This window comes from Roseobacter sp. N2S, assembly GCF_031454055.1.
GTDB lineage: Bacteria > Pseudomonadota > Alphaproteobacteria > Rhodobacterales > Rhodobacteraceae > Amylibacter.
This window is the reverse complement of sequence record NZ_JAVDQB010000001.1, coordinates 974,807-998,863: the sequence shown is the minus strand read 5'-3', so window position 1 is coordinate 998,863 and position 24,057 is coordinate 974,807. Positions and strand designations below refer to the sequence as shown.

34 protein-coding genes are annotated in these 24,057 nt (G+C 54.8%); 17 read left to right on the top strand and 17 right to left on the bottom strand.

What is annotated here, in order from left to right; genetic code table 11:
* Nucleotides 1-4: 4 nt before the first annotated feature.
* The 3 genes from GGE09_RS04950 to GGE09_RS04940 are packed head-to-tail and all read right to left on the bottom strand — an operon-like array spanning nt 5 to nt 1,218.
* Nucleotides 5-700: an SDR family NAD(P)-dependent oxidoreductase gene (locus tag GGE09_RS04950; protein WP_309744435.1), complete on the bottom strand. Its 696-nt coding sequence runs from the start codon at nt 698-700 to the stop codon at nt 5-7.
* Nucleotides 697-1,011 (bottom strand): YbjQ family protein, encoded by a 315-nt coding sequence (locus GGE09_RS04945; protein ID WP_309744433.1) that lies wholly within the window; start codon nt 1,009-1,011, stop codon nt 697-699. Before GGE09_RS04945 ends, GGE09_RS04950 begins: the two co-directional genes overlap by 4 nt.
* Complete coding sequence (locus GGE09_RS04940) at nt 1,012-1,218, bottom strand: hypothetical protein (protein WP_309744431.1); 207 nt, start codon at nt 1,216-1,218, stop codon at nt 1,012-1,014. It lies immediately after the preceding gene.
* A gap of 206 nt (nt 1,219-1,424) precedes the next feature.
* Between GGE09_RS04940 and GGE09_RS04935 the strand changes: the two genes are divergently transcribed.
* From GGE09_RS04935 to GGE09_RS04925, 3 genes are read left to right on the top strand one after another with little or no spacing between them, the layout of a single operon-like run.
* Nucleotides 1,425-2,351: an adenylate/guanylate cyclase domain-containing protein gene (locus GGE09_RS04935; RefSeq protein ID WP_309744429.1), complete on the top strand. Its 927-nt coding sequence runs from the start codon at nt 1,425-1,427 to the stop codon at nt 2,349-2,351.
* Between the two features lie 39 nt (nt 2,352-2,390).
* A complete protein-coding gene (locus GGE09_RS04930; RefSeq protein WP_309744427.1) occupies nt 2,391-3,674 on the top strand; it encodes an insulinase family protein in 1,284 nt (427 codons plus the stop codon).
* 1 nt (nt 3,675) lies between these two features.
* The gene (locus GGE09_RS04925; RefSeq protein ID WP_309744425.1) at nt 3,676-5,019 is read left to right on the top strand and encodes an insulinase family protein; all 1,344 of its coding nucleotides are present in this window, start codon (nt 3,676-3,678) and stop codon (nt 5,017-5,019) included.
* A gap of 10 nt (nt 5,020-5,029) precedes the next feature.
* Here the strand turns inward: GGE09_RS04925 and GGE09_RS04920 are convergent, their stop codons facing one another.
* Nucleotides 5,030-5,608: a TetR/AcrR family transcriptional regulator gene (locus GGE09_RS04920; RefSeq protein ID WP_309744423.1), complete on the bottom strand. Its 579-nt coding sequence runs from the start codon at nt 5,606-5,608 to the stop codon at nt 5,030-5,032.
* Between the two features lie 160 nt (nt 5,609-5,768).
* Here GGE09_RS04920 and GGE09_RS04915 point away from each other — a divergent pair, with 160 nt between their 5' ends.
* Both GGE09_RS04915 and GGE09_RS04910 read left to right on the top strand, forming a co-directional pair.
* Nucleotides 5,769-6,035, top strand: a complete 267-nt coding sequence (locus tag GGE09_RS04915) for a hypothetical protein (protein ID WP_309744422.1) — start codon at nt 5,769-5,771, stop codon at nt 6,033-6,035.
* 96 nt (nt 6,036-6,131) lie between these two features.
* Nucleotides 6,132-7,418, top strand: coding sequence for a homoserine dehydrogenase (locus tag GGE09_RS04910; RefSeq protein WP_309744420.1), 1,287 nt, complete (start codon nt 6,132-6,134; stop codon nt 7,416-7,418).
* 114 nt (nt 7,419-7,532) lie between these two features.
* On the opposite strand, the gene GGE09_RS04905 is transcribed toward GGE09_RS04910, so the two are convergent.
* From GGE09_RS04905 to GGE09_RS04880, 6 genes are all read right to left on the bottom strand, one after another.
* Nucleotides 7,533-8,093 (bottom strand): F0F1 ATP synthase subunit B, encoded by a 561-nt coding sequence (locus tag GGE09_RS04905; RefSeq protein WP_309744418.1) that lies wholly within the window; start codon nt 8,091-8,093, stop codon nt 7,533-7,535.
* Nucleotides 8,094-8,098: 5 nt separating this feature from the next.
* Nucleotides 8,099-8,629, bottom strand: coding sequence for a F0F1 ATP synthase subunit B' (locus GGE09_RS04900; RefSeq protein ID WP_309744416.1), 531 nt, complete (start codon nt 8,627-8,629; stop codon nt 8,099-8,101).
* A gap of 75 nt (nt 8,630-8,704) precedes the next feature.
* Nucleotides 8,705-8,941: a F0F1 ATP synthase subunit C gene (locus GGE09_RS04895; protein WP_309744843.1), complete on the bottom strand. Its 237-nt coding sequence runs from the start codon at nt 8,939-8,941 to the stop codon at nt 8,705-8,707.
* A gap of 52 nt (nt 8,942-8,993) precedes the next feature.
* The gene (locus GGE09_RS04890) at nt 8,994-9,755 is read right to left on the bottom strand and encodes a F0F1 ATP synthase subunit A (RefSeq protein ID WP_405048535.1); all 762 of its coding nucleotides are present in this window, start codon (nt 9,753-9,755) and stop codon (nt 8,994-8,996) included.
* A gap of 50 nt (nt 9,756-9,805) precedes the next feature.
* Nucleotides 9,806-10,120, bottom strand: a complete 315-nt coding sequence (locus tag GGE09_RS04885) for an AtpZ/AtpI family protein (protein WP_309744412.1) — start codon at nt 10,118-10,120, stop codon at nt 9,806-9,808.
* Nucleotides 10,121-10,332: 212 nt separating this feature from the next.
* Nucleotides 10,333-11,223 (bottom strand): LysR substrate-binding domain-containing protein, encoded by an 891-nt coding sequence (locus GGE09_RS04880; RefSeq protein ID WP_309744410.1) that lies wholly within the window; start codon nt 11,221-11,223, stop codon nt 10,333-10,335.
* Between the two features lie 112 nt (nt 11,224-11,335).
* On the opposite strand from GGE09_RS04880, the gene GGE09_RS04875 reads away from it, so the two are divergent.
* The gene (locus tag GGE09_RS04875; RefSeq protein ID WP_309744408.1) at nt 11,336-11,617 is read left to right on the top strand and encodes a DUF1127 domain-containing protein; all 282 of its coding nucleotides are present in this window, start codon (nt 11,336-11,338) and stop codon (nt 11,615-11,617) included.
* Here the strand turns inward: GGE09_RS04875 and GGE09_RS04870 are convergent.
* From GGE09_RS04870 to GGE09_RS04860, 3 genes are all read right to left on the bottom strand, one after another.
* A complete protein-coding gene (locus tag GGE09_RS04870; protein WP_309744406.1) occupies nt 11,609-12,820 on the bottom strand; it encodes a YbfB/YjiJ family MFS transporter in 1,212 nt (403 codons plus the stop codon). The genes GGE09_RS04875 and GGE09_RS04870 overlap by 9 nt on opposite strands.
* Before the next feature lie 6 nt (nt 12,821-12,826).
* Entirely contained in the window at nt 12,827-13,624 is a 798-nt protein-coding gene (locus tag GGE09_RS04865) for a TIGR03084 family metal-binding protein (RefSeq protein ID WP_309744404.1), read from the bottom strand.
* Nucleotides 13,625-13,710: 86 nt separating this feature from the next.
* Nucleotides 13,711-14,142 (bottom strand): thioesterase family protein, encoded by a 432-nt coding sequence (locus GGE09_RS04860; protein ID WP_309744402.1) that lies wholly within the window; start codon nt 14,140-14,142, stop codon nt 13,711-13,713.
* A gap of 280 nt (nt 14,143-14,422) precedes the next feature.
* On the opposite strand from GGE09_RS04860, the gene GGE09_RS04855 reads away from it, so the two are divergent.
* The 5 genes from GGE09_RS04855 (at nt 14,423) to GGE09_RS04835 (ending at nt 18,069) form a co-directional block, all read left to right on the top strand.
* Nucleotides 14,423-14,884, top strand: a complete 462-nt coding sequence (locus GGE09_RS04855; protein ID WP_309744400.1) for a MaoC family dehydratase — start codon at nt 14,423-14,425, stop codon at nt 14,882-14,884.
* A 213-nt stretch (nt 14,885-15,097) separates the two neighbouring features.
* On the top strand, nt 15,098-15,565 hold the full coding sequence (locus GGE09_RS04850) for a DUF1810 domain-containing protein (RefSeq protein WP_309744398.1): 468 nt from the start codon (nt 15,098-15,100) through the stop codon (nt 15,563-15,565).
* Between the two features lie 125 nt (nt 15,566-15,690).
* The gene (gene rimO / locus GGE09_RS04845) at nt 15,691-17,079 is read left to right on the top strand and encodes a 30S ribosomal protein S12 methylthiotransferase RimO (RefSeq protein WP_309744396.1); all 1,389 of its coding nucleotides are present in this window, start codon (nt 15,691-15,693) and stop codon (nt 17,077-17,079) included.
* Between the two features lie 221 nt (nt 17,080-17,300).
* Nucleotides 17,301-17,684 carry a hypothetical protein gene (locus GGE09_RS04840; RefSeq protein ID WP_309744395.1) on the top strand — a complete coding sequence of 128 codons (384 nt, stop codon included), beginning with the start codon at nt 17,301-17,303 and terminating at the stop codon, nt 17,682-17,684.
* Nucleotides 17,677-18,069: a helix-turn-helix transcriptional regulator gene (locus tag GGE09_RS04835; protein ID WP_309744393.1), complete on the top strand. Its 393-nt coding sequence runs from the start codon at nt 17,677-17,679 to the stop codon at nt 18,067-18,069. The genes GGE09_RS04840 and GGE09_RS04835 overlap by 8 nt, the downstream gene beginning before the upstream one ends.
* Before the next feature lie 569 nt (nt 18,070-18,638).
* On the opposite strand, the gene GGE09_RS04830 is transcribed toward GGE09_RS04835, so the two are convergent.
* Complete coding sequence (locus GGE09_RS04830; protein ID WP_309744391.1) at nt 18,639-18,836, bottom strand: CsbD family protein; 198 nt, start codon at nt 18,834-18,836, stop codon at nt 18,639-18,641.
* A 197-nt stretch (nt 18,837-19,033) separates the two neighbouring features.
* Between GGE09_RS04830 and GGE09_RS04825 the strand changes: the two genes are divergently transcribed.
* Both GGE09_RS04825 and GGE09_RS04820 read left to right on the top strand, forming a co-directional pair.
* The gene (locus GGE09_RS04825) at nt 19,034-19,432 is read left to right on the top strand and encodes a helix-turn-helix transcriptional regulator (protein WP_309744389.1); all 399 of its coding nucleotides are present in this window, start codon (nt 19,034-19,036) and stop codon (nt 19,430-19,432) included.
* A 91-nt stretch (nt 19,433-19,523) separates the two neighbouring features.
* Entirely contained in the window at nt 19,524-20,090 is a 567-nt protein-coding gene (locus GGE09_RS04820) for a L,D-transpeptidase family protein (protein WP_309744387.1), read from the top strand.
* 39 nt (nt 20,091-20,129) lie between these two features.
* Here GGE09_RS04820 and GGE09_RS04815 read toward each other — a convergent pair whose 3' ends face one another.
* On the bottom strand, nt 20,130-20,483 hold the full coding sequence (locus tag GGE09_RS04815) for a YigZ family protein (RefSeq protein WP_309744386.1): 354 nt from the start codon (nt 20,481-20,483) through the stop codon (nt 20,130-20,132).
* 34 nt (nt 20,484-20,517) lie between these two features.
* Between GGE09_RS04815 and GGE09_RS04810 the strand changes: the two genes are divergently transcribed.
* On the top strand, nt 20,518-20,760 hold the full coding sequence (locus GGE09_RS04810) for a hypothetical protein (RefSeq protein WP_309744384.1): 243 nt from the start codon (nt 20,518-20,520) through the stop codon (nt 20,758-20,760).
* A 7-nt stretch (nt 20,761-20,767) separates the two neighbouring features.
* On the opposite strand, the gene GGE09_RS04805 is transcribed toward GGE09_RS04810, so the two are convergent.
* Nucleotides 20,768-21,040 carry a DUF167 domain-containing protein gene (locus tag GGE09_RS04805; RefSeq protein WP_309744382.1) on the bottom strand — a complete coding sequence of 91 codons (273 nt, stop codon included), beginning with the start codon at nt 21,038-21,040 and terminating at the stop codon, nt 20,768-20,770.
* Between the two features lie 78 nt (nt 21,041-21,118).
* Here GGE09_RS04805 and GGE09_RS04800 point away from each other — a divergent pair, with 78 nt between their 5' ends.
* The 3 genes from GGE09_RS04800 (at nt 21,119) to GGE09_RS04790 (ending at nt 23,714) form a co-directional block, all read left to right on the top strand.
* Nucleotides 21,119-22,228 carry a class II histone deacetylase gene (locus GGE09_RS04800; protein ID WP_309744380.1) on the top strand — a complete coding sequence of 370 codons (1,110 nt, stop codon included), beginning with the start codon at nt 21,119-21,121 and terminating at the stop codon, nt 22,226-22,228.
* 151 nt (nt 22,229-22,379) lie between these two features.
* A complete protein-coding gene (locus GGE09_RS04795) occupies nt 22,380-23,084 on the top strand; it encodes a CoA transferase subunit A (RefSeq protein WP_309744378.1) in 705 nt (234 codons plus the stop codon).
* 3 nt (nt 23,085-23,087) lie between these two features.
* Nucleotides 23,088-23,714, top strand: a complete 627-nt coding sequence (locus GGE09_RS04790) for a 3-oxoacid CoA-transferase subunit B (RefSeq protein WP_309744376.1) — start codon at nt 23,088-23,090, stop codon at nt 23,712-23,714.
* A 75-nt stretch (nt 23,715-23,789) separates the two neighbouring features.
* Here GGE09_RS04790 and GGE09_RS04785 read toward each other — a convergent pair whose 3' ends face one another.
* Nucleotides 23,790-24,032 carry a CDGSH iron-sulfur domain-containing protein gene (locus GGE09_RS04785; protein WP_309744374.1) on the bottom strand — a complete coding sequence of 81 codons (243 nt, stop codon included), beginning with the start codon at nt 24,030-24,032 and terminating at the stop codon, nt 23,790-23,792.
* Nucleotides 24,033-24,057: the final 25 nt, after the last annotated feature.

Sequence of the window (24,057 nt, the reverse complement as noted above, 5' to 3'; positions counted from 1 at the left end):
TGATTTACAGGCGGTAGCCGCCGGAAACCGTCAAAACCTCGCCGGTGATAAATCCGGCATCTTCACTGGCAAGAAACCGCACAGCTTGCGCGATATCCTCTGGACGGCCAATACGGCCTAAAGGGGTGTCCTTTACAAAAGCTGCTGTCAATTCGGCGGAACGGGGCTCTTCTGGGGTATTGATTGCACCGGGGGCCACCGCATTCACGCGAATGCCTTTTGGCCCCAGCTCCTTGGCCATAGCTTTGGTCCAAAGGTTCAACGCGGCCTTGCTTGCCCCGTACAAAGCCGCCTCGCGCGGGGGCAGCACGGCATTGATCGACGAGATATTCACAATTGCCGCCCCGCACTTCAAATGGGGTAGTGCCGCTGCCAGCAAATCGGCAGGCACCAAAAGGTTCACATCCAATATCGCTTGCTGATCTGCGCGATCAAAAACCTCTTTCGGCGACATTCGGATCAACCCTGCGTTATTTACAACCACATCCAAACCGCCAAACCGATTGATAACCTGATCTAGCACCGCTCTGCATTGACCGGTTTGTGTCAAATCTGCCTGTATCCCCAAAACCGACGCAGGCATTTCGCGCGGCGGTGTTGTGTTCCAGACAACGGCGACATTGTGATCTGCCGCAAAGGCCAAAGCAATGGCACGCCCGATCCCGCGCGCGCCACCCGTCACCAGAACGGTGCGTTTCATTTCAAGCGTACCGCAGTACCAAAAGCCAGAATTTCCGCCCCGCCCTGCGCGATGGTTGCGGTGGTGAATCGCGCACCCAGAATAGCGTTTGCACCCATTTTGCGCGCATCCTCGATCATGCGATCCAGCGCCTGTTCCCGCGCGGCAGCCATCAGTTGGGTGTATTCATGCACCTCGCCGCCGACCAGATTGCGCAGGGATGCGATAATATCCGAGCCGATGTGTTTGGCGCGGATCACATTGCCTTTGGCCAGTCCCAGAACCTGCTCGATCTCGCGGTTTGCAACTGTATCTGTTGTCACCACCAGCATTTATTTCTCCACTTTGTCATAATAATCGTCTTCTTTATTGTTAAGCCGCTGGGAGACCACACTGCCCCCGAAATACCCCACAACCAGCAGCGGGATAAGCGCCAGAAATCCAAGCGGGCCTGCGCTTAACAGGCCCAAAACCATCAACAACAGCCAAAGTCCTGCTGCCAGGCACACACAAACCAACGCCAGAGTATCAAGTTTCACGATCCGCTCTCCTTTGTGCCAAGGCCATTCGACGCAGTCCTGCGCCAATGGGCCAAGTTTAGCTGGTCTTTGCGAAAAGGAAACAGGCGCGATTGCACAGGTTTCCCCCGTCAGCTTCTTGCACGCGCGTCCGGTTTTGCCTATCGTCCCGCATATTCACGACAGGGTACTGACTGCCCACACATTGACCCAAGGACTTGATTTTAATGCCAAACGAGCAATCAGAAGTGATCGTTGCTGTCATCTGCGCGGATATTTCGGGCAGCACGGCGTTATACGATCAGGTCGGCAATCTAGAGGCACGCAGCCAGATTGACGCCTGCCTGCGCATTTTGCAGCAGGTGATCCGTGAACATGGCGGCGACTTTATCCATTCGCGCGGCGATGATGTGCTGTGTACGTTTGATGACCCGCAGAACGCCTTTGCCACCGTCAAAGATATGCTGGCCCGCACCAAAGACGGCGCGTTATCAGTGCATATCGGGCTGGATTTCGGCCCTGCGATCCGCACGCGGGACGATGTGTTTGGCGATTGTGTGAATGTGGCAGCGCGGCTGGCCAGTCTGGCCAACCCCAAAGAGGGTCTGTGCAGCCGCAGTATATTCAAGGCGATCACCCCGAAAACCAAAAACGAGCTGCATTTCTTTGACAGCCGCAAAATCCGCGGCAAGGCCAAGGCCGAACATATCTACCGCTATGCGGGTGTGAATGTGGAAAGCAACACACATGTATCCTTTGGCGCGGCCCCCGTGACCAATTTCCCCCTGCCCGCCCATGACGGGGGTGATCAAATGTCGGCTCTGATCGGCTTTGAAGGCATCATCGCCCATTGCACGCAGGACAAAGGTGTCACCATAGGTCGGGCAGACAGTTGCGATCTGGTTTTGCCGCGCCAATGGGTGTCTCGTCAGCACATTGTGATCGAAATGCGCAAGGATCACGCCTATTTACGCGACATCAGCTCTAACGGGACCTATGTGTGTATGGACGGGCAATTGCCTATTCTGTTGCGCCGTGAAACCATGGCCCTGCCGGGAACCTGCACCCTGTCACCCACGAAACACCCTGACGCCGAAGACGCCTTGTCTATCACCTGCCAATTACACCATGCGGCCCTGTTCAAACCTGCCTAGGGCTGTTTCCTGTTGAATTTCCAACCAAAGGACGCCCAATTGATCCGTTTCATTGCTGCCGCCTTCCTGACTCTGTTTCCCCTTGGTGCCGCGGCACAGGAGGTGATCCCCCTTACGGATATCGGCGGGCTGCATTCGGCCTATGTTGTGCCGCGAGAACAGTTCAACCGCTTGGATGTACAGCTTCTGGTGCTGTCGGGCAGCTATGACGATCCGGTGCCATCAGGCACGGCGCATTTTCTGGAACATCTGGCGGCGTTTTCCGCCGACACCTATGTGCTGCGCCAACCGCGCGAGCGGGATCTCTTTGCAAAAACCACCCAAGTGGCGACGATTTACACCAATTCAGGCACACCTAATGAAATCGACCGCCTGATGAAACTGTCCCGTGCCCTGCTGGACACGCCAAAACTGCCCGAGGATTTTCTGAAAAGCGAAAAGAAGATTGTCGAGCGGGAAACCTATCTGCGCGAACGCCAGTTTCCGACCCGATGGTTGCGGCGCAAAGCCTTGGAGAACCTTTACGGATCAACCCGTGGTCGCGCTAATGACATAATCGCTGATGTGCCCAAACTCAGTCTGGAATCCGCGCTGGCCTTTCACGCAGAACATTATGTCGCGTCAAATATCATGATCATCATTTCGGGAAAAATCACCCCCGAACTTGCGGCGGAAAAGGTGAAGGAATATTTTGGCGACACAGTAAAAACCACGCCCCCCGCCAAATGGTGGCTGGATGAAAAGCCCGATCCAAAGCTGAACACCGTAGAAGCCTTGTCCTCTAATCGTCTGTATGATGACACGTTGGTTTACACGAAATTTATTGAATACCCCGTAGAAGACACCAGCATAGACCTGCAAGGAGAGTTCTTTATCGGCGTGTCGATCTTTGAAAGCCGCATCCGCGAGCAATTGATTTTTAACAGCGCAAACTTTCAATCCATCAGCACCAGTTTCTATCTGGCCAAAAACGGCGATATGGAAATGACGTCTTTTCTGGTGCCGATGCCGGGGGTCAGTTTTGACGCGGCGCTGGCCGAATTTGAAACCACCATCGCGGGTTTGCTCGACACCCCGCCCGATCACGCTGAAATCGAAACCGCCCGCAAACGCAACGCGGCCCATGCAATATCAGCGGCGCGGCGGACAGATGATTTTCTGGCGTTTCTGGAAAACGTCGGCTCTGACGGCTTGCCGCCCATATCGCCTGGCACATTTGCGCAATTGATCAAAGACACCAGCGACGCCGAGGTGATTGATTTTCTGACCTCACTGATTGCCCCTGCCGCCACGTCTTCCATTTTTGCAACAAAGGAAGACTGATATGTTTTTCAAACGCCTTTTGATCCTGACACTGCTTGTGACCCTGCCCTTTAGCGCAAGGGCAGAGCTGATTGCCGCAAGCCAAGACCCGAAGGTCGCGCAACTGAACCCGCTGCGCAACGGCCTGTCTGCGATTACCTTTGTCTGGGGCATTTCCGATTTCGCCATGAACCGGATCGTCGCATTAAACGCGGGCCTGTCCACTGCGATCAGCGGCGGCACGCCTGACATGTCACCCTTTGACGCCGAAACCTACCGCGAGGTGAACGGCATCTCACTAGGGATTTCCACCCAGAACAATGACCTGCTGTTAACATTGACCGCGCCCCATGCCGTCTTTCCAATGGCCCTGACCCATCTGAATGCCCTGCTGCGTAACCCCGAATTTTCGCGCCAATGGTACAAACGTCAGTCTTTGAATCTTGCTCCTGTAAAAGTCACCAAAAACCGCCGCCCGTCCCATGTGATCAATGTGTTGTCGGATTATGTCCGGTTTCCTGTGGCCTCGGACGGGGTGGAGACAACGGACGCCAGTTTTACCTTTGGCATGCCGCGCCAGATCGTCATTCGCACGCCGGAACGGGACACTGCACCACTGATCCAATCCGCAGTGGATCACCTGCCCCTACGCAATGCGCCTTTACCCGTGACGAACAGGCCGGATCGCCCAATCGACCTGCCTAAAGGCATTATCTTTGCACCTGATCCTGACGGGCATGAAACCCTGATCCTTGCCGTTCACCATTCGTTGTTTGGGGATGCAGACCACCAGATATCCGCCAATTTGCTGCTGGATTACATGGGCGCTTACCAAGGGTCTGAAATGTTCCGCATCATCCGTCAGGAAATGCGCGCAGCCTATGATCCGTCAACGGCCTTTGAACACACCGCCCGCGATCAAGCCCTGCTGTCGCTCAGCGCTACGGTCTCGGCCAATGACTGGCCGCAAATTCTGAAAACCATGCAGGATATTTACACCCGCACCCGCGACGGGGATGTGGGCGCGCAGGGCTTTACCAACAACAAACGCCGCTTGTTGCGGGGGTACGAATACCAGTTTGCAACCAATCCCGCTTGGTCCGCCAACCAGTTTCTGTCTCAATATCCGGATGGCACCACTGGCGAGGTGAAAATCCCGCTGTTCAACGCTTTGGTCAAAAGCACTTTGGAAACCGCAACCCAACAGGCCGCAGCCAGCCTACCGCCATTTTCCGACTATCTGGTTCTGCTTATCGGGGGCAGTTTGCCACCGGAAGAACTGCAAAAACAGGCTGGCTATTGCGAATTGGCGCTGACACAGCCGCTGCGCCACTGTCTGGAACAGTTGCAAGCCGAACAGGATTAACAGCCGTCCCCTATTCGCCAACCACGCGACGCACCATCGCCACATAGGTTTGCACCACAGCTTCACGATCAAGGCGACCGCCCTCGCGGTACCATGTGTTAACACCGGTCAGCATGGCCAGCACAGCCAGTGTGGTCAGCTTGGCATCCCCGAGTCCCGCGCCGCCACAAGACACCAGAATATCCTCTAGTACCTTTTCATAGGTGGCCCGCATGCCTTCAATCTCGGCAAAATTCGGTTCAGTCAGATTGCGCAGCTCCATATAGGCGATAAACACCGCGTCCACCCGATCAAGATGGTGCAAGATGTGAAACCGCACGAAACGGTCCAGTTGCTCTAGCGGAGCCCCCCCCGCATCCACCTGCGCCCATGCCTGCAACAGGTCTTCCATGTGCATCTGCATCAATTCGAACAGCAGGCTTTGTTTGTCAGGCGTATAGCGATACAGCGCGCCCGCCTGCACCCCTACCTCGGCTGCGATCTGGCGCATGGACACGGCTGCAAACCCGTGGCGTGCAAACAGTTTCAACGCTGCTGCCCGCACCAAAGGCCGCGTCTTTTCCGAACTAGAACCCGATGTGCGTGCCATGCTGATTATCTCGTTTTGCTACTGCCACTGTATCCCTGTCCCCAACAGAAATGAACGACCATTTAATTGCAACCCCTTTGCAAACCCAATACGCCGCCCCATTGCCCTGCACGCCGCATTTGAATAGACTTGGGCGACCCTACACCTGCGGAGCCGCCCCATGCGCCTGATCCTTGTCTTGACCACCGCGATGGCTTTGGCGGCCTGTTCGATCAAATCCAACCGCCCCGAATATCAATACCCTGCCAGTTCAGATGCCAGCGGCAGTGACTGGCCGGACCTTGCGGTGACGGCTGAACTGGCAGCAGCGGGCCAAGGCGTGCAGGACGATGCCCGCCAAAACCAGATCGAGGCAGATCAACTGGCCGCCCGCGCCCGCGCCCTGCGCGCCCGCGCACAGCAATTGCAACGGAATACAGCCAATTAGCCACGGGCTGCCCAGATCGGATTGCACCCTTTGCAGCCTTGGGATAACACATGGCCCGAGCCTCCGTAGTTCCCCCGCATTGCAAAGGTAAAACACATGTCCTCCACCCTTCGCCTCGGCATCGCCGGACTTGGAACTGTTGGTTCCGGCGTCATCAAAATCGTCCAACAAAACGCGGCCCTTCTGACGGCACGCAGTGGCTGTTCGATAGAGATCACGGCCGTCAGTGCCCGTTCGCGCAGTAAGGATCGGGGTGTGGATCTCTCTGGCTATGCTTGGGAAGACGACCCCACCGTTCTGGCACAGCGCGACGATGTGGATGTCTATGTGGAATTGATGGGCGGCGAAGACGGCCCTGCCAAAGCCTCGGTCGAGGCAGCACTGGCGGCTGGCAAACACGTGGTTACCGCCAATAAGGCCCTGCTGGCCCACCACGGCCAAGCCCTTGCTGTAGCAGCCGAAACCAAAGGTGTGAACCTGCGCTTTGAAGCGGCTGTTGCTGGCGGAATTCCTGTGATCAAAACCCTGACCGAAGGATTGGCTGCCAATAAAATCACCCGCATCATGGGGGTGATGAACGGCACCTGTAACTATATCCTGACACGGATGGAAAACGCGGGCCTGCCCTATGATGTGGTCTTTGAGGAGGCCAACCAACTCGGCTATCTGGAATCGGATCCCAACCTTGATGTTGGCGGAATTGATGCGGCCCATAAATTGGTGCTGCTGTCGTCCATTGCCTATGGCACGCAGGTGGATTTCCCATCGGCACAGCTGCAAGGTATCGGTGAAATCTCTATCGACGACATCCACGCCGCCAGTGACATGGGCTACCGGATCAAACTGCTGGGCCTCAGCCAGATGACCGGCAACGGGCTGGAACAGACCATGCAACCCTGCCTTGTGCCCTATAACTCCCCGCTCGGTCAGCTAGAGGGTGGCACCAATATGGTGGTGATAGAAGGCGACAGCGTCGGACAGATCGTGTTGCGCGGTGCAGGTGCGGGCGAAGGGCCGACCGCCAGCGCTGTGATGGGGGATGTGATGGACATCGCCCGCGGCTTTACCCTGCCTGTCTTTGGCATTCCCGCTACTCAACTGGTCAACACCCCATCCGCCCAGTCCAAAGCGCCATTTGCCTATTACATCCGCACCAGCCTGCGCGATGCACCGGGCGTGCTGGCCAATATCGCACGCGCCCTTGGGGACGCTGGCATCAGCATCGACCGCCTGCGCCAGCAAAACCACGATGGCGACAGCGCACCGATCCTGATCGTCACCCACCCCTGCACCCCCGCAGAAGTGGAAAAAGCCATCAAAGCCATCAAGGCCACAGGCGATGCCACCAGCGACCCGATTGCCCTGAAAATCGTCGAGGTCTAGGGCGCACACCGCGCCCACCTCTTTCCATTTTCTACAAATATCCAAAGAAAAACCCCGCAGCCAAAACTGCGGGGTTTAATGTGTTAAGCCGTGCTTGTGAAAGCGTTGACGATCTTAGTGCAGCTTTTCGCCCACATCCTTGATCGCGTCGTCAATCAGGCTGCCTGCATCTTTTGCAGTCATGCCCTTTGCGATCACTTCGCTTGCAGCCGCAATGGCGACGGACACAGCTGTGTCGCGCACGTCTTTGATGGCTGCGGCTTGTGCCGATGCGATCTGATCTTCAGCCCCTTGCAACCGACGCGCGATAGAGATTTTGATATCTTCTTTCGCGTCTTCGGCGGCACGGTTAGCTTCGGCTTTCGCCGTTGCGATGATGTGCTCTGCTTGCTCTGACACTTCTTTTTGCTTGCGCTCATAAGTGGCCAGAATGCTTTGGGCTTCTTCACGCAACGCGCGCGCTTCGTCCAGTTCGGACTGGATGTCATCTGCCCGCTGGTCCAGCAGACCGGCAACCTTACCAGGAACCTTCAGATAGATCAGCACACCGACAAAGATCACAAATGCGATTGTGACCACGAAGTTGGTGTTGCCCAGACTAAAGAAAGGCCCGCTGGCTGCAAACGCAGGTGCGCTTGACAGAACGAGGGCTGCGAGAGTGTTGAATAATTTCATGTTCTTCACCCTTTCAACCGTGCTGTGACAGCCGCTTTTACCGCTTTGGCATCCGCTGCTGCTGGCATTACCGCATTCACGATTTCCACCGCTGTGTCATTTGCCACTTCTTCAATGGCAGACAGCGCTGAATCACGGATCGCTTTGATCTCGGTTTCGGATTCCGCTGCTTTCACAGCAATTTCCGCATCCGCTTTCGCCATCGCCACATCCACTTCTTTTTGGATTTCGGCGCGGGCTGCATCAACAATCGACTGCGCTTCGGCACGGGCATCAACCAGTGCTTTATTATACGCAGCCTCTGCTTCAACAGCTTTGGCTTTCATTTGTTCGGCTTTATCCAGATCACTTTGGATCGCGCCATGCCGTTCCGCCAGAACCGAAGCAATGCGCGGAAGCGCGACGCGGCTCATTACGAAATAGATGACCACCAAAGTAACCAGCAACCAGAAGATCTGGTTGGGAAACGTCGAAAAGTCCAACTGCGGCATGCCTTGGGCATGCTCGGATGCAGCTGCGTGTGTTTCAGTTGCCATGGCAACCTCCGTTCAGCTTAAGAACCAAAGGGAGGGCCAATTGGCCCCACCCTTACGTAATTCGGTTCGGTTGGCTTAAACGGCAAACATCAGCAGCAGCGCAACGAGGAACGAGAAGATCCCCAGAGCTTCCGCAAACGCGATACCAATGAACATGGTCGCTGTTTGGCCAGCTGCAGCAGCAGGGTTACGCAGAGCGCCGGACAGGTAGTTGCCTACAACATTGCCCACACCGATGGCTGCGCCACCCATGCCGATGCTTGCCAAGCCTGCGCCAAGAAATGCACCCATTTGTGCCAGATCGCCTTCGATTGCCATTTTATTTCTCCTTAAGATTCTAATGACGTAGATAGTTTACTCGGACTTAGTGCGACGGATGCAGGGCATCTTTTAGATAGACACAAGTCAGAATGGTGAAAACGTAAGCCTGAATGCAGACCACGAGAGATTCCAGCGCATAGATCGCAACGATCGCGCCGATTGCAGCAGGGGAGATGAAGGTCACAACCGCAAACCCTGCGAAAACCTTAACAACAGCGTGCCCCGCCATCATGTTCCCCGCCAAACGAATGGAATGGCTTACAGGGCGCACGAAGTAAGAGATCACCTCGATCAGGGCCAGAATGGGGCGCAGCGGCAGAGGCGCCGCGGAAACCCAAAACAGGCTCAGGAAGGAAGCGCCGTTTTTGATGAAGCCCAGAATGGTCACAACCAGGAACACAATCATCGCCAGCGTTGCTGTCACAGCAATATGACTTGTTGTGGTGAAAGAGGCTGGCAGCAGGCCAACAACGTTTGCCACAAGGATAAAGATGAACAGTGTAAAGATGTAAGGGAAGTATTTCAGACCGTCTTTGCCTGTGATGTCTTCAACCATTTTGTAGATAAAACCGTACAGCACTTCGGCCATTGACTGGCTGCGGCTTGGCACAATCGCGCGGCCCCGTGTGCCCAGAACCATCAGCGCGATGACGCACAGAACAGTGATACCCAACCACAGGGTTGCGTTGGTGATCGTGAACATGCCGATGTCACCGTGGCCACCGCCAAACAACGGTTTAATCACGAACTGATCCATTGGATGGATTGCGAGCTCAAGCTCCTGTTCGACTACATCACTTTCAATTGCCACGGTATCGTGTCCTCTTTTCGGGCGGAGACTTTCATGTCGCCGTATTAACTATCGTGCGTTTCCGCGTTCTTTTTCGTGATCTCTTCGGCAGATCGCATCATCGCGCGCACCCCACCGGCAAAACCCAACATTGTAAACAGGACCAGAAAGATCGGAATGGTTCCAAAGAAAGAATCCAATCCGTATCCGAACCCGAACCCCAGCAGCAAACCGACCACCAGTTCTGTAACCATCCGCCACCCGGCTTGCGCCTGACTAAGGTGATGCTCTTCCGCAGGTTCCGGCGTCATCGCCTTCTTCTTCGCGTTAAGCTTCGCCTCTAGTGCGTTCAACCGGTCCGGATCAGGGCCATCTGACATTTGCCGAGCCTCCTTCTCCACCGTTAAAATCGCTGCATTGGACAGTTGCGCGGAAAATAGCAGGGGTTGGCACAGAGTCAACGGGAATGCTGATTACTAACGCATTGAAAATGCTTCACTTTAAATGATGCGACACAAGGGTCGCAGCAGCAGAACTGCGAATTAAAGCCTTTTCGCTTATTCAACGTTTTGGTTGAATAAGAACCGCCCCCCTAGACCGAACGCCAAGCCGCGCTTTCATCAAGCATCCATTCCCGAAACACTTTCACCGCCTTGCGCCGCCCTGCCTTGTCATTGGTCAACAGGTAATACCCACCCGACTGCACCCCAACATCAGACAGCTTCACCAGCCGCCCCGCCTCTACCTCGACCGAGGTTAATTCCGCAGACATCAAAATCGCGCCCATGCCCGAAATGGCCGCCTCAATGCCCAAGACTGCATCCAGTGGTGTAGATAATTTTAACGGGGCATCTGGCACGACACCCGCTTGGCGAAACCACATGGGCCATAAAATCCCCGTGTGTTCCTGTATTAGATGTTGCCGCGCCAGTAGGGTCAAATCCAGATCTTCGGGGTCCAGACTGGCAAACCCGGGTTTCGCATAGGGATAGACCGGCGCGCGGCTGATTTCGTCATAGCCCGAAACATCCACACCTTCACTGACATAGCGCAGCGCAATATCGCAATCGTGGTTTTCCACATTGGCCAGCCGATCCGTCACCGTCAGGGTGATCCGTACATCAGGATGCAGATCATTGAAGCGTCCTAATCGGGGGATCAACCATTTTTGCGCAATCGACGGCTCGCAACTTAGGATCACCTGCCCTGCGGGAATATCTGTCAGCCCGTCGGTTGCTTCGGAAATCAGATCAAAAGCAGGGCTGATCCGTTCCAGATACCAATGGCCATTGGCCGTCAATTCCACCCCTCGCGCGATATTGCGGAAAAGCGCCACATCCAGCCGTTTTTCCAAGCCGCGCACATGACGGCTGATGGCGGAATGAGACACGTTCAACTCCTGCGCCGCCCGCGTAAAACTGCGCAATCGGGCGGCGGATTCAAAGGCGCGTAAGGCGTTTAAGGGCGGCAGGATTCGGACCATAGGCAATACGTGACTTTTTTGCACATTACCTGTCAAGTAAAGCCGTTTGTGCAAATCGGCGCAACGGGGGAAAAGGACTGCAACGTACCGTATTTCCTTGAAAGGAAACCATATGACCTTCATCGACACACAAGCCTCGCGCGCTTTGAAAGCCGCGCTCCGCCCGCCAGATTTCAAACGGCTGCGCCCCGCTTTTGCAGGGGCCGCGCCTTTTGTCTGGATGCTGTCTGCCGTGACAAAAGCCAGCGCACGGGCCAGAAACTTGCACACGCTGCGCCAATTGCCAGATCACCTGCTGCGCGACATCGGATTGGAAGACTCTGACATCGCACAGCTGAAACCGACGGAGTTTAATTCAGACAGTAATGATCCGCAGATCCAGCGGTTAAGATGATGCCTGTGGCACCGCAGCGGGGGACTCTAACCTCCGCTGTAGGGCGCCGCAAAGTGACCCAACCGCCAAAATACCCGCGGCGGCGATCAGCCCATAGCCAATGTTATCAAACGCATCACCAATCAACCCCGCCGCAATCGGGCCAATGCACTGCCCCACAGCAAACATCACTGTATAAATGCTCATCAAGCGACCCCACGTATCGGGCGGGTTGTTCTGGCGGATAAAGCTGGTGACGGATGTGGGCGGCATGAACACCGTCAGACCGAACAGCGCCGAGGACACCAACAGCCCTGCAATGGTCGGAAAAACCACAGGCAAGAGGATCGCCACTGCAACGCAGGCATTGGTTAACGCCAAAGGCACCCCCGACTGGAACCGCCCGATCACCCCGCGCCAGACAAACGACGACAGCAGCGTACAAATCCCCACGATGCACCAGACCGAGGACACCATCCACGGCCCCGCCCCCAAAGTGCGCATCCACGCGCTGAGGAAGGTCAGATAGACAATATAGCCCACCGCAAACATGAAATATCCCGCCATTTCAAAGCGCATCGTACGCAACAGCGGCGCGGGCGCGTCATCCGATCCCCGCACTGGCGTGTGCAACTGGCGGGCCGCCCATAGGGATAGCGGCGCCATAGCGACGCTGGCCACGCCCATGGACAACCACGCAACGGGCCAAACGCTATGGCCCCAAATGGCAAACAAAGGCGGAAAGGCAAGTGCCGCCAGAACCATGCCCAGTCCGCCGCCGCCAAAGGTCAACGCAATCGACATGGCATTGCGCCGCTGATCCGCACCAAACAGGTTAGACGCCAAAGCCCCCGCCGCAATAAACACCGGTGCCGCAAACACTCCGCTGGCAAACCGCCAGAACGACAAAACCCAAAAATCCCGCGTCAACCCGCTCGCCACCAAGGTTATGGTCGTCAGAACCACCCCCCAAGCGAACAAACGTTCCTGCGCAAAGCGGCGGAACAGACCCACCGACACAACCGCGCTTAGCAAATAGCCCAGCGCATTTGCCGTATTGATCCACCCCGCTTGGGTAAACCCCCAGCCCAGATCATCGCGCATGGACGGCAGGATCAGCCCATAGGCAAACCGCGCAAACCCGCTGGTGATACACACCCCAAAGGCCAGCCCCAGCAGGATCAACATCCGGTTCGGCATCGGATCGTCGGCGCGTATCGTCATATTCCGTCAGCCCCGCACAAACCGCGTGCCCTTTGCAGGCGGGCGCGCCACACCACCCGCAAAACACTGGGCGGTTTCCATCCATTCATGGGATACATCTCCAACCGCCTGCAAATCCGTATCCGCCCAATTGCGGGTTTGCGTCACGGTTTGGGCAAAGCCAACCGCAGAGCCGCTGATCTTGTTGCCAGAAGTATCCTCGCCAAAGGTCCAAAGCGCCCCACTTGGCGCAGTTAATTCCAGATAAGGCATCGCAACAGGCACGGGTTTGTCGCGCACAGTATAGGTCCAGCCAAAGGTATTGACCCCGAGCACGACGATATTCTTGATGCGGTCAGTCTCTGCGCGCTCAATCCCCAAAAGATCGAACACTTCATGACCATGGGCCCAAGTCTCCATCTGACGTGCGGTGATGCTCGAACGTGCGCTCATGCTCGGCCCGGCCCAGCGCACCCGCGCCTTTGGGTCGGCTGTTGCAAATTCATCCGCCAGCGTTTCACATTGTGCCTGCCATTCCAGAAACAAGGCCCGTCCCTTCAGACCGTCAAGCCACGGATACTGCGCCTCTACCATAGTGGCCCCTTCGGCCATTCGCGCGAACATTTGTTTAAAGAACCCGTCGATGGCGTCGCCATCTTTCAAAGACAGCACCGCCGCGTGATTTAACATATGCAAATGCCCCAGCACATCGTCGATGGTCCAACCCTTAAACTGGGTCGGCGCAAAAAACTCCTCTTCAGACAGAGGCAGTAAGATCGCGGCCAAGGCAGCGCTTTCAGCGCGGAAATCTTCGGCTTGTTGCATGTAAAAATGGCTCCTTCTATGCGGGGCAGACTGACGCCGCTGGCCCTAACTGTCCAGCCTTGAAAACGGGTGGGGCGTGTTTGCGATTACGTTACCAAAGGGTCCAGAATGGCCCTTTGGCTTGGGGTCATCGGGATCGGCTTATGGCCTTGGGATGTGACATGCACATGTACAAACCGCCCATCAGCGGCGGCGTCCTCGGCTTCTGCGCGAAACAACCCGATCTGCCAAATCACCGAGGAGCCCCCCAACCGTTCAATCCGCAATCCCGCGTGCACCATATCAGGGAACATAATATCGCCGTGATAGCGACAGCCGGTTTCTGCCACGATAAACGCCGTTTCATCGCCAAATTTCAGCAGCCCCGTTTCAATCAGCCAGCCGTTCACTGCGGTGTCAAACAGCTGATAGTGGATAGCATTATTCATATGACCATACAGATCATTGTCATTCCAACGGGTCGGCACCGGGCGGAACAAATCAAAATCGGATCTCTTGCTTGGGGGGATGCGGGCCATCAGATCCGCGCCACGCAGATTGCCACAGGCTGGCTTTGCGGGTCACCGTCCCATTGTTTCGTCATGCTCACCACTCCTTAGCTGTGTGTAATTCCACATTTCACCAACGACCAAAACGTTTAAAACGGTGGCCCCATTCGGATCAGTTTCAACGGAACGCAGGGTCTGCGCAAGGTTTCAAAACGGCCAGAACACTACGTCACACCCGCTTTACAACTTCTGGGAAAGCGGGTTCACTCTTGCTAAATCAACTAGGAGCGGGCCTTCGCCCGAACAACATATGATCGACAAAGCCTTTGAAGAGCAAACCGCTAAAATCGGCACCGAAACCGGCCTGTCCGACTGGGTCACCATTGATCAGGCCCGCATCAATACTTTTGCCGAGGTGACAGAAGACCCCCAATGGATTCACATTGATCCGGAACGCGCCGCGAAAGAGACCCCGTTTGGCGGCTCGATTGCGCATGGGTTTCTGACACTGTCTATGGCGTCAAAGTTTTCCATCGACACCGCCAAGTCCTTCCCTGGGCAAGTGATGGGGATCAACTACGGCCTGAACAAGGTGCGGTTTCTCAACCCGGTCTGCGCAGGCGATCAAATTCGCGGTCGTTTTGTGTTGAAATCCGTTACCAAAAAATCTGACACGCAACTATTGTCAGAAAACACTCTGACCATTGAAATCAAGGGCAAGGACACCCCTGCCCTGATCGCACAATGGCTTGGCATGGCCATTTTTGAATAATCCAGTCATTTGAATAAGCCAGCCGTGCGACACCGTTCAATCAGACCGCGCAATTAATACAGCGCGGTCTGTTTCTAACAGTACCCCATGCGCCGCAGACGTAATTCCCACTACAAAACCAGCCGTTAACCGCCTGCCCCGCGCAGTTGCAGTTTGCCTTATGCCAGTTTGTTTTCTACCTTGCAGCGAACCTTTGCATTATTCGGCTTGCTGATGCCCCTGATTGACCCCAGCCAACACGACAGCCTAGACCGTTTCCTTGCGGCGCAAACCCCTGTCTTTCAAACCGTTCTTAACGAATTACGGGCAGGTAAAAAAACCACCCAGTGGATGGGGGTCATTTTCCCGCAACTTAGTGGCTTGGGCCACAGCACCACTGCTGAATTCTTCGGCCTCAACGACATCGCAGAGGCCCGCGCCTACCTTGCCCATGACACGCTCGGCCCCCGCCTGCGCCAATGCAGCGGCATCCTGCTTACGATTGGCAACCATAGCGCTTACGCCGTCTTCGGCTCCCCCGATGACCTGAAACTTTGCTCTTCTCTGACATTGTTCGCCTCCATCGCCGAAGAAAACTCCCCTTTTGCCGAAGTCCTGTGCAAGTATTTTCCAAACCAACCCTTTCAACACCAGCCAGCACAGGCCAAGCCAACATCCCAAGAGCCGTCACAAACACCCTGAACCAGCCCACTTAACCAAAGCTTGATTAACAAAACCCGAACCTGCGCTCTTTTTGGGGTAAATATCCAATTCCACCCCTGCCAAAACCCTTTCCCATCCCGCTAAAAACGCCCTATACCGCGCGTATGAGCCAGAACCCACCCAGCCTCCGCCCCGACCTAGCCCCGCAAGCCCGCTTTTCCGACGCCCCGCGCGACGGCCAGCCTAAAATCGGCATGGTTAGCCTTGGCTGCCCCAAAGCGCTGGTGGATTCCGAACGCATCCTCACGCGGCTGCGCGCCGAAGGCTATGCCATCTCCCCCGATTACGCCGGTGCTGAAGCGGTCATCGTCAACACCTGCGGCTTTCTTGATTCCGCCAAAGCCGAAAGCCTTCAGGCGATTGGCGAGGCTTTGACCGAAAACGGCAAAGTCATCGTCACGGGCTGCTTAGGCGCCGAAGAAGACTATATCCGCGGCACCCACCCCAGCGTGCTGGCGGTGACAGGCCCCCATCAATACGAACAGGTTCTGGACGCGGTGCACAAAGCCGTGCCGCCCAGCCCCGATCCGTTTATTGACCTGCTGCCCGCCCAAAACGTCACCCTGACGCCGCGCCATTACAGTTATCTTAAGATTTCCGAGGGATGTAACCACAAGTGTAAATTCTGCATCATCCCCGACATGCGCGGCCGTCTGGCGTCGCGCCCTGCCCATGCCATTTTACGTGAGGCGGAAAAACTGGTGCAGGCAGGGGTGAAAGAACTGCTGGTGATCTCGCAAGACACCTCTGCCTACGGGCTGGACCGTCGCCACGATATGAACCCCTGGAAAGACGGCGAGGTGCGGTCCCATATCACCGATCTGACCCGCGAATTGGGCCAGTTGGGCGCGTGGGTGCGGCTGCATTACGTCTATCCCTACCCGTTTGTGCGGGACCTGATCCCGATCATGGCCGACCCGTCCAACGGCGTGCTGCCCTATCTGGATATTCCGTTCCAACACTCGCATCCTGATGTGCTGAAACGTATGGCACGACCCGCTGCCAGTGCCCGAACACTGGATGAAATCGCCGCATGGCGCGCCACTTGCCCGGACATCACCCTGCGGTCTACCTTTATCGTCGGCTACCCCGGCGAAACCGAGGCCGAATTCCAACATCTGCTGGATTGGCTGGACGAGGCCCAACTGGACCGCGTTGGCTGTTTTCAATATGAAAATGTGGACGGCGCACGGTCAAACACCCTGCCCGATCATGTGCCAGATGACGTCAAACAAGACCGCTGGAACCGCTTTATGGAGAAATCCCAAGCCATTTCCGAGGCCAAACTAGAGGCCAAAGTCGGCACTACCATCCAAGTTATCGTGGACAGCGTAGAACCCGACGGCGCCACCTGCCGCACCATGGCAGATGCCCCCGAGATCGACGGGAACCTGTTTATTGATGAAGGCTTTGAGGGGTTGAGTGCTGGGGATATTGTGGCAGTGGAGGTTGATGAGAGTGGGGAGTATGATTTGTGGGGTAAAGTGGTTTAAACTCTAATAAGTCGCTTGAAAATTATGGAAAGCTAATTTTAGTTACATTTTAGCAATCAATCCTGTACACAATTTATTGATCCCCCTACTATTAGTTGTAGAAATTTAATTGTGCATAACAGAATTGAGTGTTGCGTAATGTCGCATGCGAAAGAACCCCTCGACAATCTTTTTTTGGCAGTTAAGTTATACCTTAACTATAGCGTGTACTGTGCGCTCATATGAAGAATTTACTGGATGTTACCAATGGTAGACACTGTAGTGTTCGGCTTGATAAAAAAATCGAAAAAACTATTCGAAAAGCCCCAGCAATCAATCGAGCAAAGTGGGAGACTCTTGTTAAACATTTCGCAAAGCTTGGACCTGAAGACTTTAACTCAACTCAATTCAAGCGCGAAGGAAGATTTTCGCTTGGACTGGCTTCTGGAAAGAAAGAGAATATTTATGTTTTCAAAGCATATCAGCTACGTGTCTACGGCGGCTATTTAACAATAGGCGGTAAGCTAAATTTTATTTTTGTGGAGGCTTTGATCAAAAAAAAAGATCAAGTCACGCAGGATTTCCTAAAAAATATCGCAAAAAAGGTTGGGGAATATCATGAGTAATCAGACCTACAATTTCGGCCCTCAAAATGAAGAAGAGGAAGAAATTTTTGCTGTTGAGGAGTTGATTTTGTCAACACAACTTTTGATTCAACGCTCGATGCGAGAAGTGAAGACAAACCAATCCCAACTGGCTAAAGCACTTAAATTGTCGGACGCACGAATTTCGCAACTTTTGAACGACGAAGGCGCGAACATGACACTTGCAACAGTGGCCAAGATCGCCAACGCAATGAATGTCAAATTTGCGCTAGTCAAGGAAACCAAAACTGAGGAAACCAAAGGTGAGAATATCCCTCATCACCTGAAAATATTCAATCGCCCCGCCCGTGTTTGGTCTGATGATTCAGCGAACAAAAACGATCTGCCCTTGGATTTGGTAGCGTAATGTCCAAACACAAAGATCTTAAATCGATTAACTTCGACTTTAAATCAAAGGAATTTGACCGTAATAAGTATTTCAGCGTTTCAAAAGACGCAAAGTTACTCGAAATCTTTATGACTGAAAGCCATTTTAGAATAAAAGATGACTGTATGGGTGAGCTTCTGACTGAGGGAGACCTCTTAAAGCACGCATTTGACGGCTCGTGGAACAACGTTAGCTTTGACACAGTGAATGGTATTCTAGTTGGTTCGTACCTTTGGCAAGTCAAGGTTAAGTCTGGCAGAAAAGACGCGTTAAAGTTGTCCACAAAATATGTAGTCGCGTACGAAAACCTCCTCCATCACGAAGAAAAATATGTTGAATTATACTTCAAAAAGGTGGCTAGGTTCGCAACTTACCCTTATTTTCGTTCTCAATTCGCCATTCAGTCGCATTCTGCCGGCCTGAAATTACCACCCCTCCCTTCACTTTCCGAAAGAGTTGATTAGTCGAACGCCCACATGCAAAAAGGGACGCAATGCTGCGCCCCTTTCTATACCTATCGTGTGCACCAAATATTAACCTGCGACCTGTTAGATACGGCCTAGAAAGGAGTCTACTTCCTCTTTGGCCTGTTCTTTGGTCTTACCGTATTTGGCTTGCAGCTTACCTTCCAGCACGCGGCGGTCGCCGTTCACTTCGGCGATTTCGTCGTCGGTCAGATCGCCCCATTCGGACTGTACTTTACCAGAGAACTCTTTCCATTTGCCTTCGATTTGGTCCCAATTCATACTGTTTCCTCTCATGGTTATGGGCAGTTGCCACGGTTGGCCCTGCACCGGTTGCTCTGACCACTCAACGTCCTAACCGTTGGGAAAGTTCCCTATTGTTTTGCAAACCAGCCGAACATTCGGCGAAAATTTGCATCTTTGGGCCACTTCCAGTAGGACTGCCCTACCGATTGACTAAACCTTTTGAGGAGACCCCTTTGTCCGCACCAATGACCGACCAAGCCGAAACGTTTCAGGAAACCGCCGCAACTTTTGGTGGCCGCCTTCAGGCTGCGCGCGAAACCAAAGGGCTGACGGCGCAGGGGTTAAGTGAAAAGCTCGGGGTACAACCAGACACAATTGATGCTTGGGAAAAGGATGAAGATTCCCCCCGCTCCAACCGCATCCAGATGCTGGCAGGGCTGCTGAACGTGTCGATGGTTTGGTTAATCAACGGCGAAAGCAATGGCACCAGCAATGTGGAAGACAGCTTTGATCGGTCTGTTGCCGTGAATGACGCCTTGGGCGAAATTGCCCAGTTAAAAGACACTTTGTCAGGGGCGCTTGAAAAACTGGCACAGTTGGAAAGCCGCTTGCAAGATACAAGCGAAAGCTGACGGGTCTGTCACACACACGTGACCATCTATAATCTTCCCAGACATGGGTCGATCTGCTAGGACAGCCAAAACACCTAGCAGAGCCGTAGACATGACACAGACAACTCGCCGCACCTTTTTGACCGCAGCACTGGCCACGTTAAGCACGCCAACCCTGTTGCGCGCACAGGACCAGCAAGTGCTGAGCCCGCTTGTGCCACGCAATGTGTCAGGGTTTGTCGCGCAGGACTGGCAGGATCATTTCCAGTCGCTGGATCGGGTGTCGATCCTGTGTGACACCGGTTCGCGTTCGCTGCATTACTGGAATCCGGTGGGCAATGACTATCGTATCTACCCCACATCTGTGCCCCAAACCGACGAGTTGACCAAACGCGGCTATACTGAAATTGTGCGCAAGAAAGTCGGCCCCACATGGACGCCAACCGCAAATATGCGCAAGCGTGACCCAAGCCTGCCCGCCTTTATGCCGGCTGGCGAGGGCAATCCGCTGGGCACCCATGCCATGTATTTAAGCTGGCCTGCCTATCTGATCCACGGCACCCAAGACACCCGTAAAATCGGGCGGCAGTCATCCTCTGGCTGTATCGGTCTGTTCAACTACATGATCGAAGAACTGTTTGCGATCACCCCTGTTGGCGCACAGGTTCGGGTTATCTGATCCAGCCCTGCGGCTGTTCCCCAACCCCATTGGACAGTGTTAATTCCGCGCCTCAAAATAGGCGCGGATGCAGCTTTGGACATGGCGAAACCGGTCACCGCCCAGATGCACACCGCCATACCAGCGGGTGACCACTACCACCTCGCCCAGAATATCCTGCCGTTCCAACATGCGCAGGATCACCATGCCCGCACCGCTTTCTCCATCGTCGTTTTTGATTTGGGTGCCATCGGGCAGGATCACCGCCCAAGTGTTATGGGTCGCCTTGGCGAATTTCTTTTTGCGGCAGAGTTTTTTGACAAAAGCCTCGGCCCCGGCGCGATCAGTGACCACGCCGCCGCTAACGGCATATTTCGACCCGCGATCTGTCAGCACATTTTCAATTTGTATCATTGCCGCTTTGATCCCAAGAGGTTACGCTGAGCCTATGTTTACCATCGAACACGAATTCGACGCCACCATAGTGACCCTGATCGACGACGGCGACATCCCGTTGCAGGACGATATCACCATAGCGGCCTTTGCCAGTGTGGTGACGCTGGAACAGTATAATCCCAGAACCGACCGCATCCATAAAATATCCATGTCTATGGCGCAATTGCGTGATTTGCAGGCGGCATTGAACCTGCCCGAAGGCAGCTACCGCTTCTCGGATGCCCCCACAGACTGACTGACGACTAGTCACTGATCTGAAACACTTTGGTGCGATCTTTCGCCCCGCGCAGCAGGGCGATGCGTGACTTGGCGATGCCCAGCTCTTTGGCCAGCAGTTTAACCACCGCCGCTGTGGCTTTGCCGTCCTCGGGCACTGTGGTCACGTAAACCCGCGCGGTGCCTGCGTCGATCACCAGCCGATTGCGCGCGGCTTTGGGGGTGACCCGCACCGTCAAAAGCCCCTCAACAATCAAGCCACGCAGAGATGTGGCCTGATCGCCACCCAAGTTATCCATTGCCAATCCTATCAACTGCGCCAAAACTGCCAGACGATTCCACGCGGCCCTTTCTGGCCGAATTCTTAAGGAGTGGCTATGCGCACCGGATTCTTTTGGGACGAAAAATGCTTTTGGCATGCGGGGGGCAACTATGCCCTGACCCTACGGATCGGCGGCCATGTTCAGCCTTTGGTCGCAGGCGGGTTGCCCGAAAGCCCTGAAACCAAGCGGCGGTTGAAAAACCTGATGGATGTGACGGGGCTGCTGGCTGAACTGAAATCTTCATCTGCACCTGCCGCAAGTTTCGAAGAATTGTCGCGGGTGCATCCCGAAAGCTATCTGCACCAGTTCAAGGAAATGTCTGACAACGGCGGGGGGGAATTGGGGCTGCGCACGCCCTTTGCCCAAGACGGTTATGAAATTGCGGCTCTTTCGGCAGGGCTGGCCACTGCTGCGGTGCGCGATGTTTTGTCTGGCAAGCTGGACAACGCCTATGCCCTGTCCCGTCCCCCCGGTCATCACGCCCTGCCTGATTTCCCCAACGGGTTCTGCCTGATCAACAACATCGCCGTCGCAACCGAAACCGCCTTGGCCGAGGGCACCGCAGAGCGGGTCGCCATCCTTGACTGGGACGTTCACCACGGCAACGGGACTGAGGCAATCTTTTATGACCGCGACGATGTGCTGACCATTTCGATCCACCAAGATCATAACTACCCGATCGACACAGGCGATGTATCAGATCAAGGCTCTGGCGCGGGTGAGGGCTTTAACTACAATATCCCCCTCCCCCCTGGCTGTGGCCATGCCGCCTATATTGAAACTATGGAACGCATTGTCATCCCAGCAATCACAGATTTCGCCCCTGATATTATCATTGTGGCTTGCGGGTTTGATGCCTCTGCACTGGACCCGTTGGCGCATATGCTGTGTACGCCGCTGACCTATGGCATGATGACCGAATTGTTGATGGAAACCGCCGCTGATATTTGCGACGGCAAGCTGGTTCTGGTCCATGAAGGCGGCTATTCCGAAGCCTACGTTCCGTTTTGCGGCCATGCCGCAATCGCGCAACTGGCAGCCAGTGACACCGCCGCGCCCGATCCGCTGGCCGAAATCATGGTAGCGCGCCAACCCAGCCTGCGGGTGCAGGCGTTTCATTCCACCTTGATCGGAGAAATGGCTGCCAGTTTCGGCTATGACTGACCCTGCACCGGATCATACAACAGAACATGCAACCGATCACGCTTTGGCCCAAGCCCAGCGATAACGTTAACCCTGATCAGCCCATAGCGGCGCAGTTGCATATCGCTGCGACGCAGCGTAAACACGGAATAATTGCAACGAGGAGGCCCCAATGGGTAAAATCTACAACTCCGCAGCAGAGGCATTAGACGGCCTTTTGTTCGACGGAATGCTCATCGCGGCAGGCGGCTTTGGCCTGTGCGGTATCCCTGAAAATCTGATTGAAGCGATCAAAGAGGCTGGCACCAAACAGCTGACCGTCGCATCCAATAACGCGGGTGTGGATGATTTTGGCTTGGGCGTGTTGTTGCAAACCCGTCAGGTCAAAAAGATGATTTCCTCTTATGTGGGTGAAAACGACGAATTCATGCGCCAGTATCTTTCCGGAGAACTGGAACTCGAATTCAACCCCCAAGGCACTTTGGCAGAACGCATGCGTGCGGGCGGCTGTGGCATTCCGGGCTTTTACACCAAAACCGGCGTGGGCACTGTGATTGCTGATGGCAAAGAAGTTAAGAACTTCAACGGGCAGGATTACATCCTCGAAGAAGGTCTGTTCGCTGATCTGGCCATCGTCAAAGCTTGGAAAGCCGATGACACGGGCAATTTGGTGTTCCGCAAAACGGCACGCAACTTTAACCCGCCAGCGGCCATGTGTGGCAAGGTCTGCGTGGTTGAAGTAGAAGAGATCGTTCCACGCGGGTCCATTGACCCCGATCACATCCACCTGCCCGGCATCTATGTGCATCGCATCATTCAGGGCGATCACGAAAAACGTATAGAACAGCGCACAGTGCGCCAGCGTGAGGAGGCTTGAACCATGGCTTGGGATAGAAACCAAATGGCCGAACGGGCCGCAGAAGAACTGCAAGACGGTTGGTATGTGAACCTTGGCATCGGGATTCCGACGCTGGTGGCAAACTATGTGGGTGACAAAGACATCACCCTGCAATCGGAAAACGGCATGCTGGGCATGGGCCCGTTTCCCTTTGACGGCGATGAAGACCCTGACCTGATCAACGCAGGCAAGCAGACAATCACCGAATTGTCCCGCACCGCCTATTTTGACAGCGCCACGTCTTTTGGCATGATCCGCGGCGGCAAAATCGCAGCAGCGATCCTTGGCGCAATGGAAGTGGCTGAAAACGGCGATCTGGCGAACTGGATGATTCCGGGCAAGCTGGTCAAAGGCATGGGCGGCGCGATGGATCTGGTCGCTGGTGTTGGCAAGGTTATCGTCATCATGGATCACGCCAATAAAAAGGGTGAAAGCAAGCTGCTGAAAGAATGCACCCTGCCGCTGACAGGCAAGGGCGTTGTCGATCGCATCATCACCAATCTAGGTGTGTTCGACGTGGTCGAAGGCGGCCTGAAGCTGGTTCAAATGGCCGATGGCGTCACCCGCGAGGAAATCGACTCGCTGACAGAAGCGACTTTGGTGAATTAATTTGGCGGTGCGTGGGGAACCACGCACCCTAGGCATTAGAACGGCCTTGGATTCTGTCTGGGGCCGTTTTCACGTTTACAGGTCTTTATGGGTACCGTCACACAGCGGCGCTTTGCCGGCGTGTTTACAGCCGCAGAAAAAGACCTTTTTGCTTTGAGTGGCGTCATATTTCAACGGCGTAAAGGCGCTGCCTTTGTGGGATCCGTCACAAAACGGTTGTTTGGACGATTTACCACAGGCGCACCAGAAATAGGATTTCCCCGCCTCCACCTCGACAGGATACGGGGCTTTCTGGGCAATATTCGGGATGTCGGGCATGTTGGCTCTCCTTTGATATTCAAGA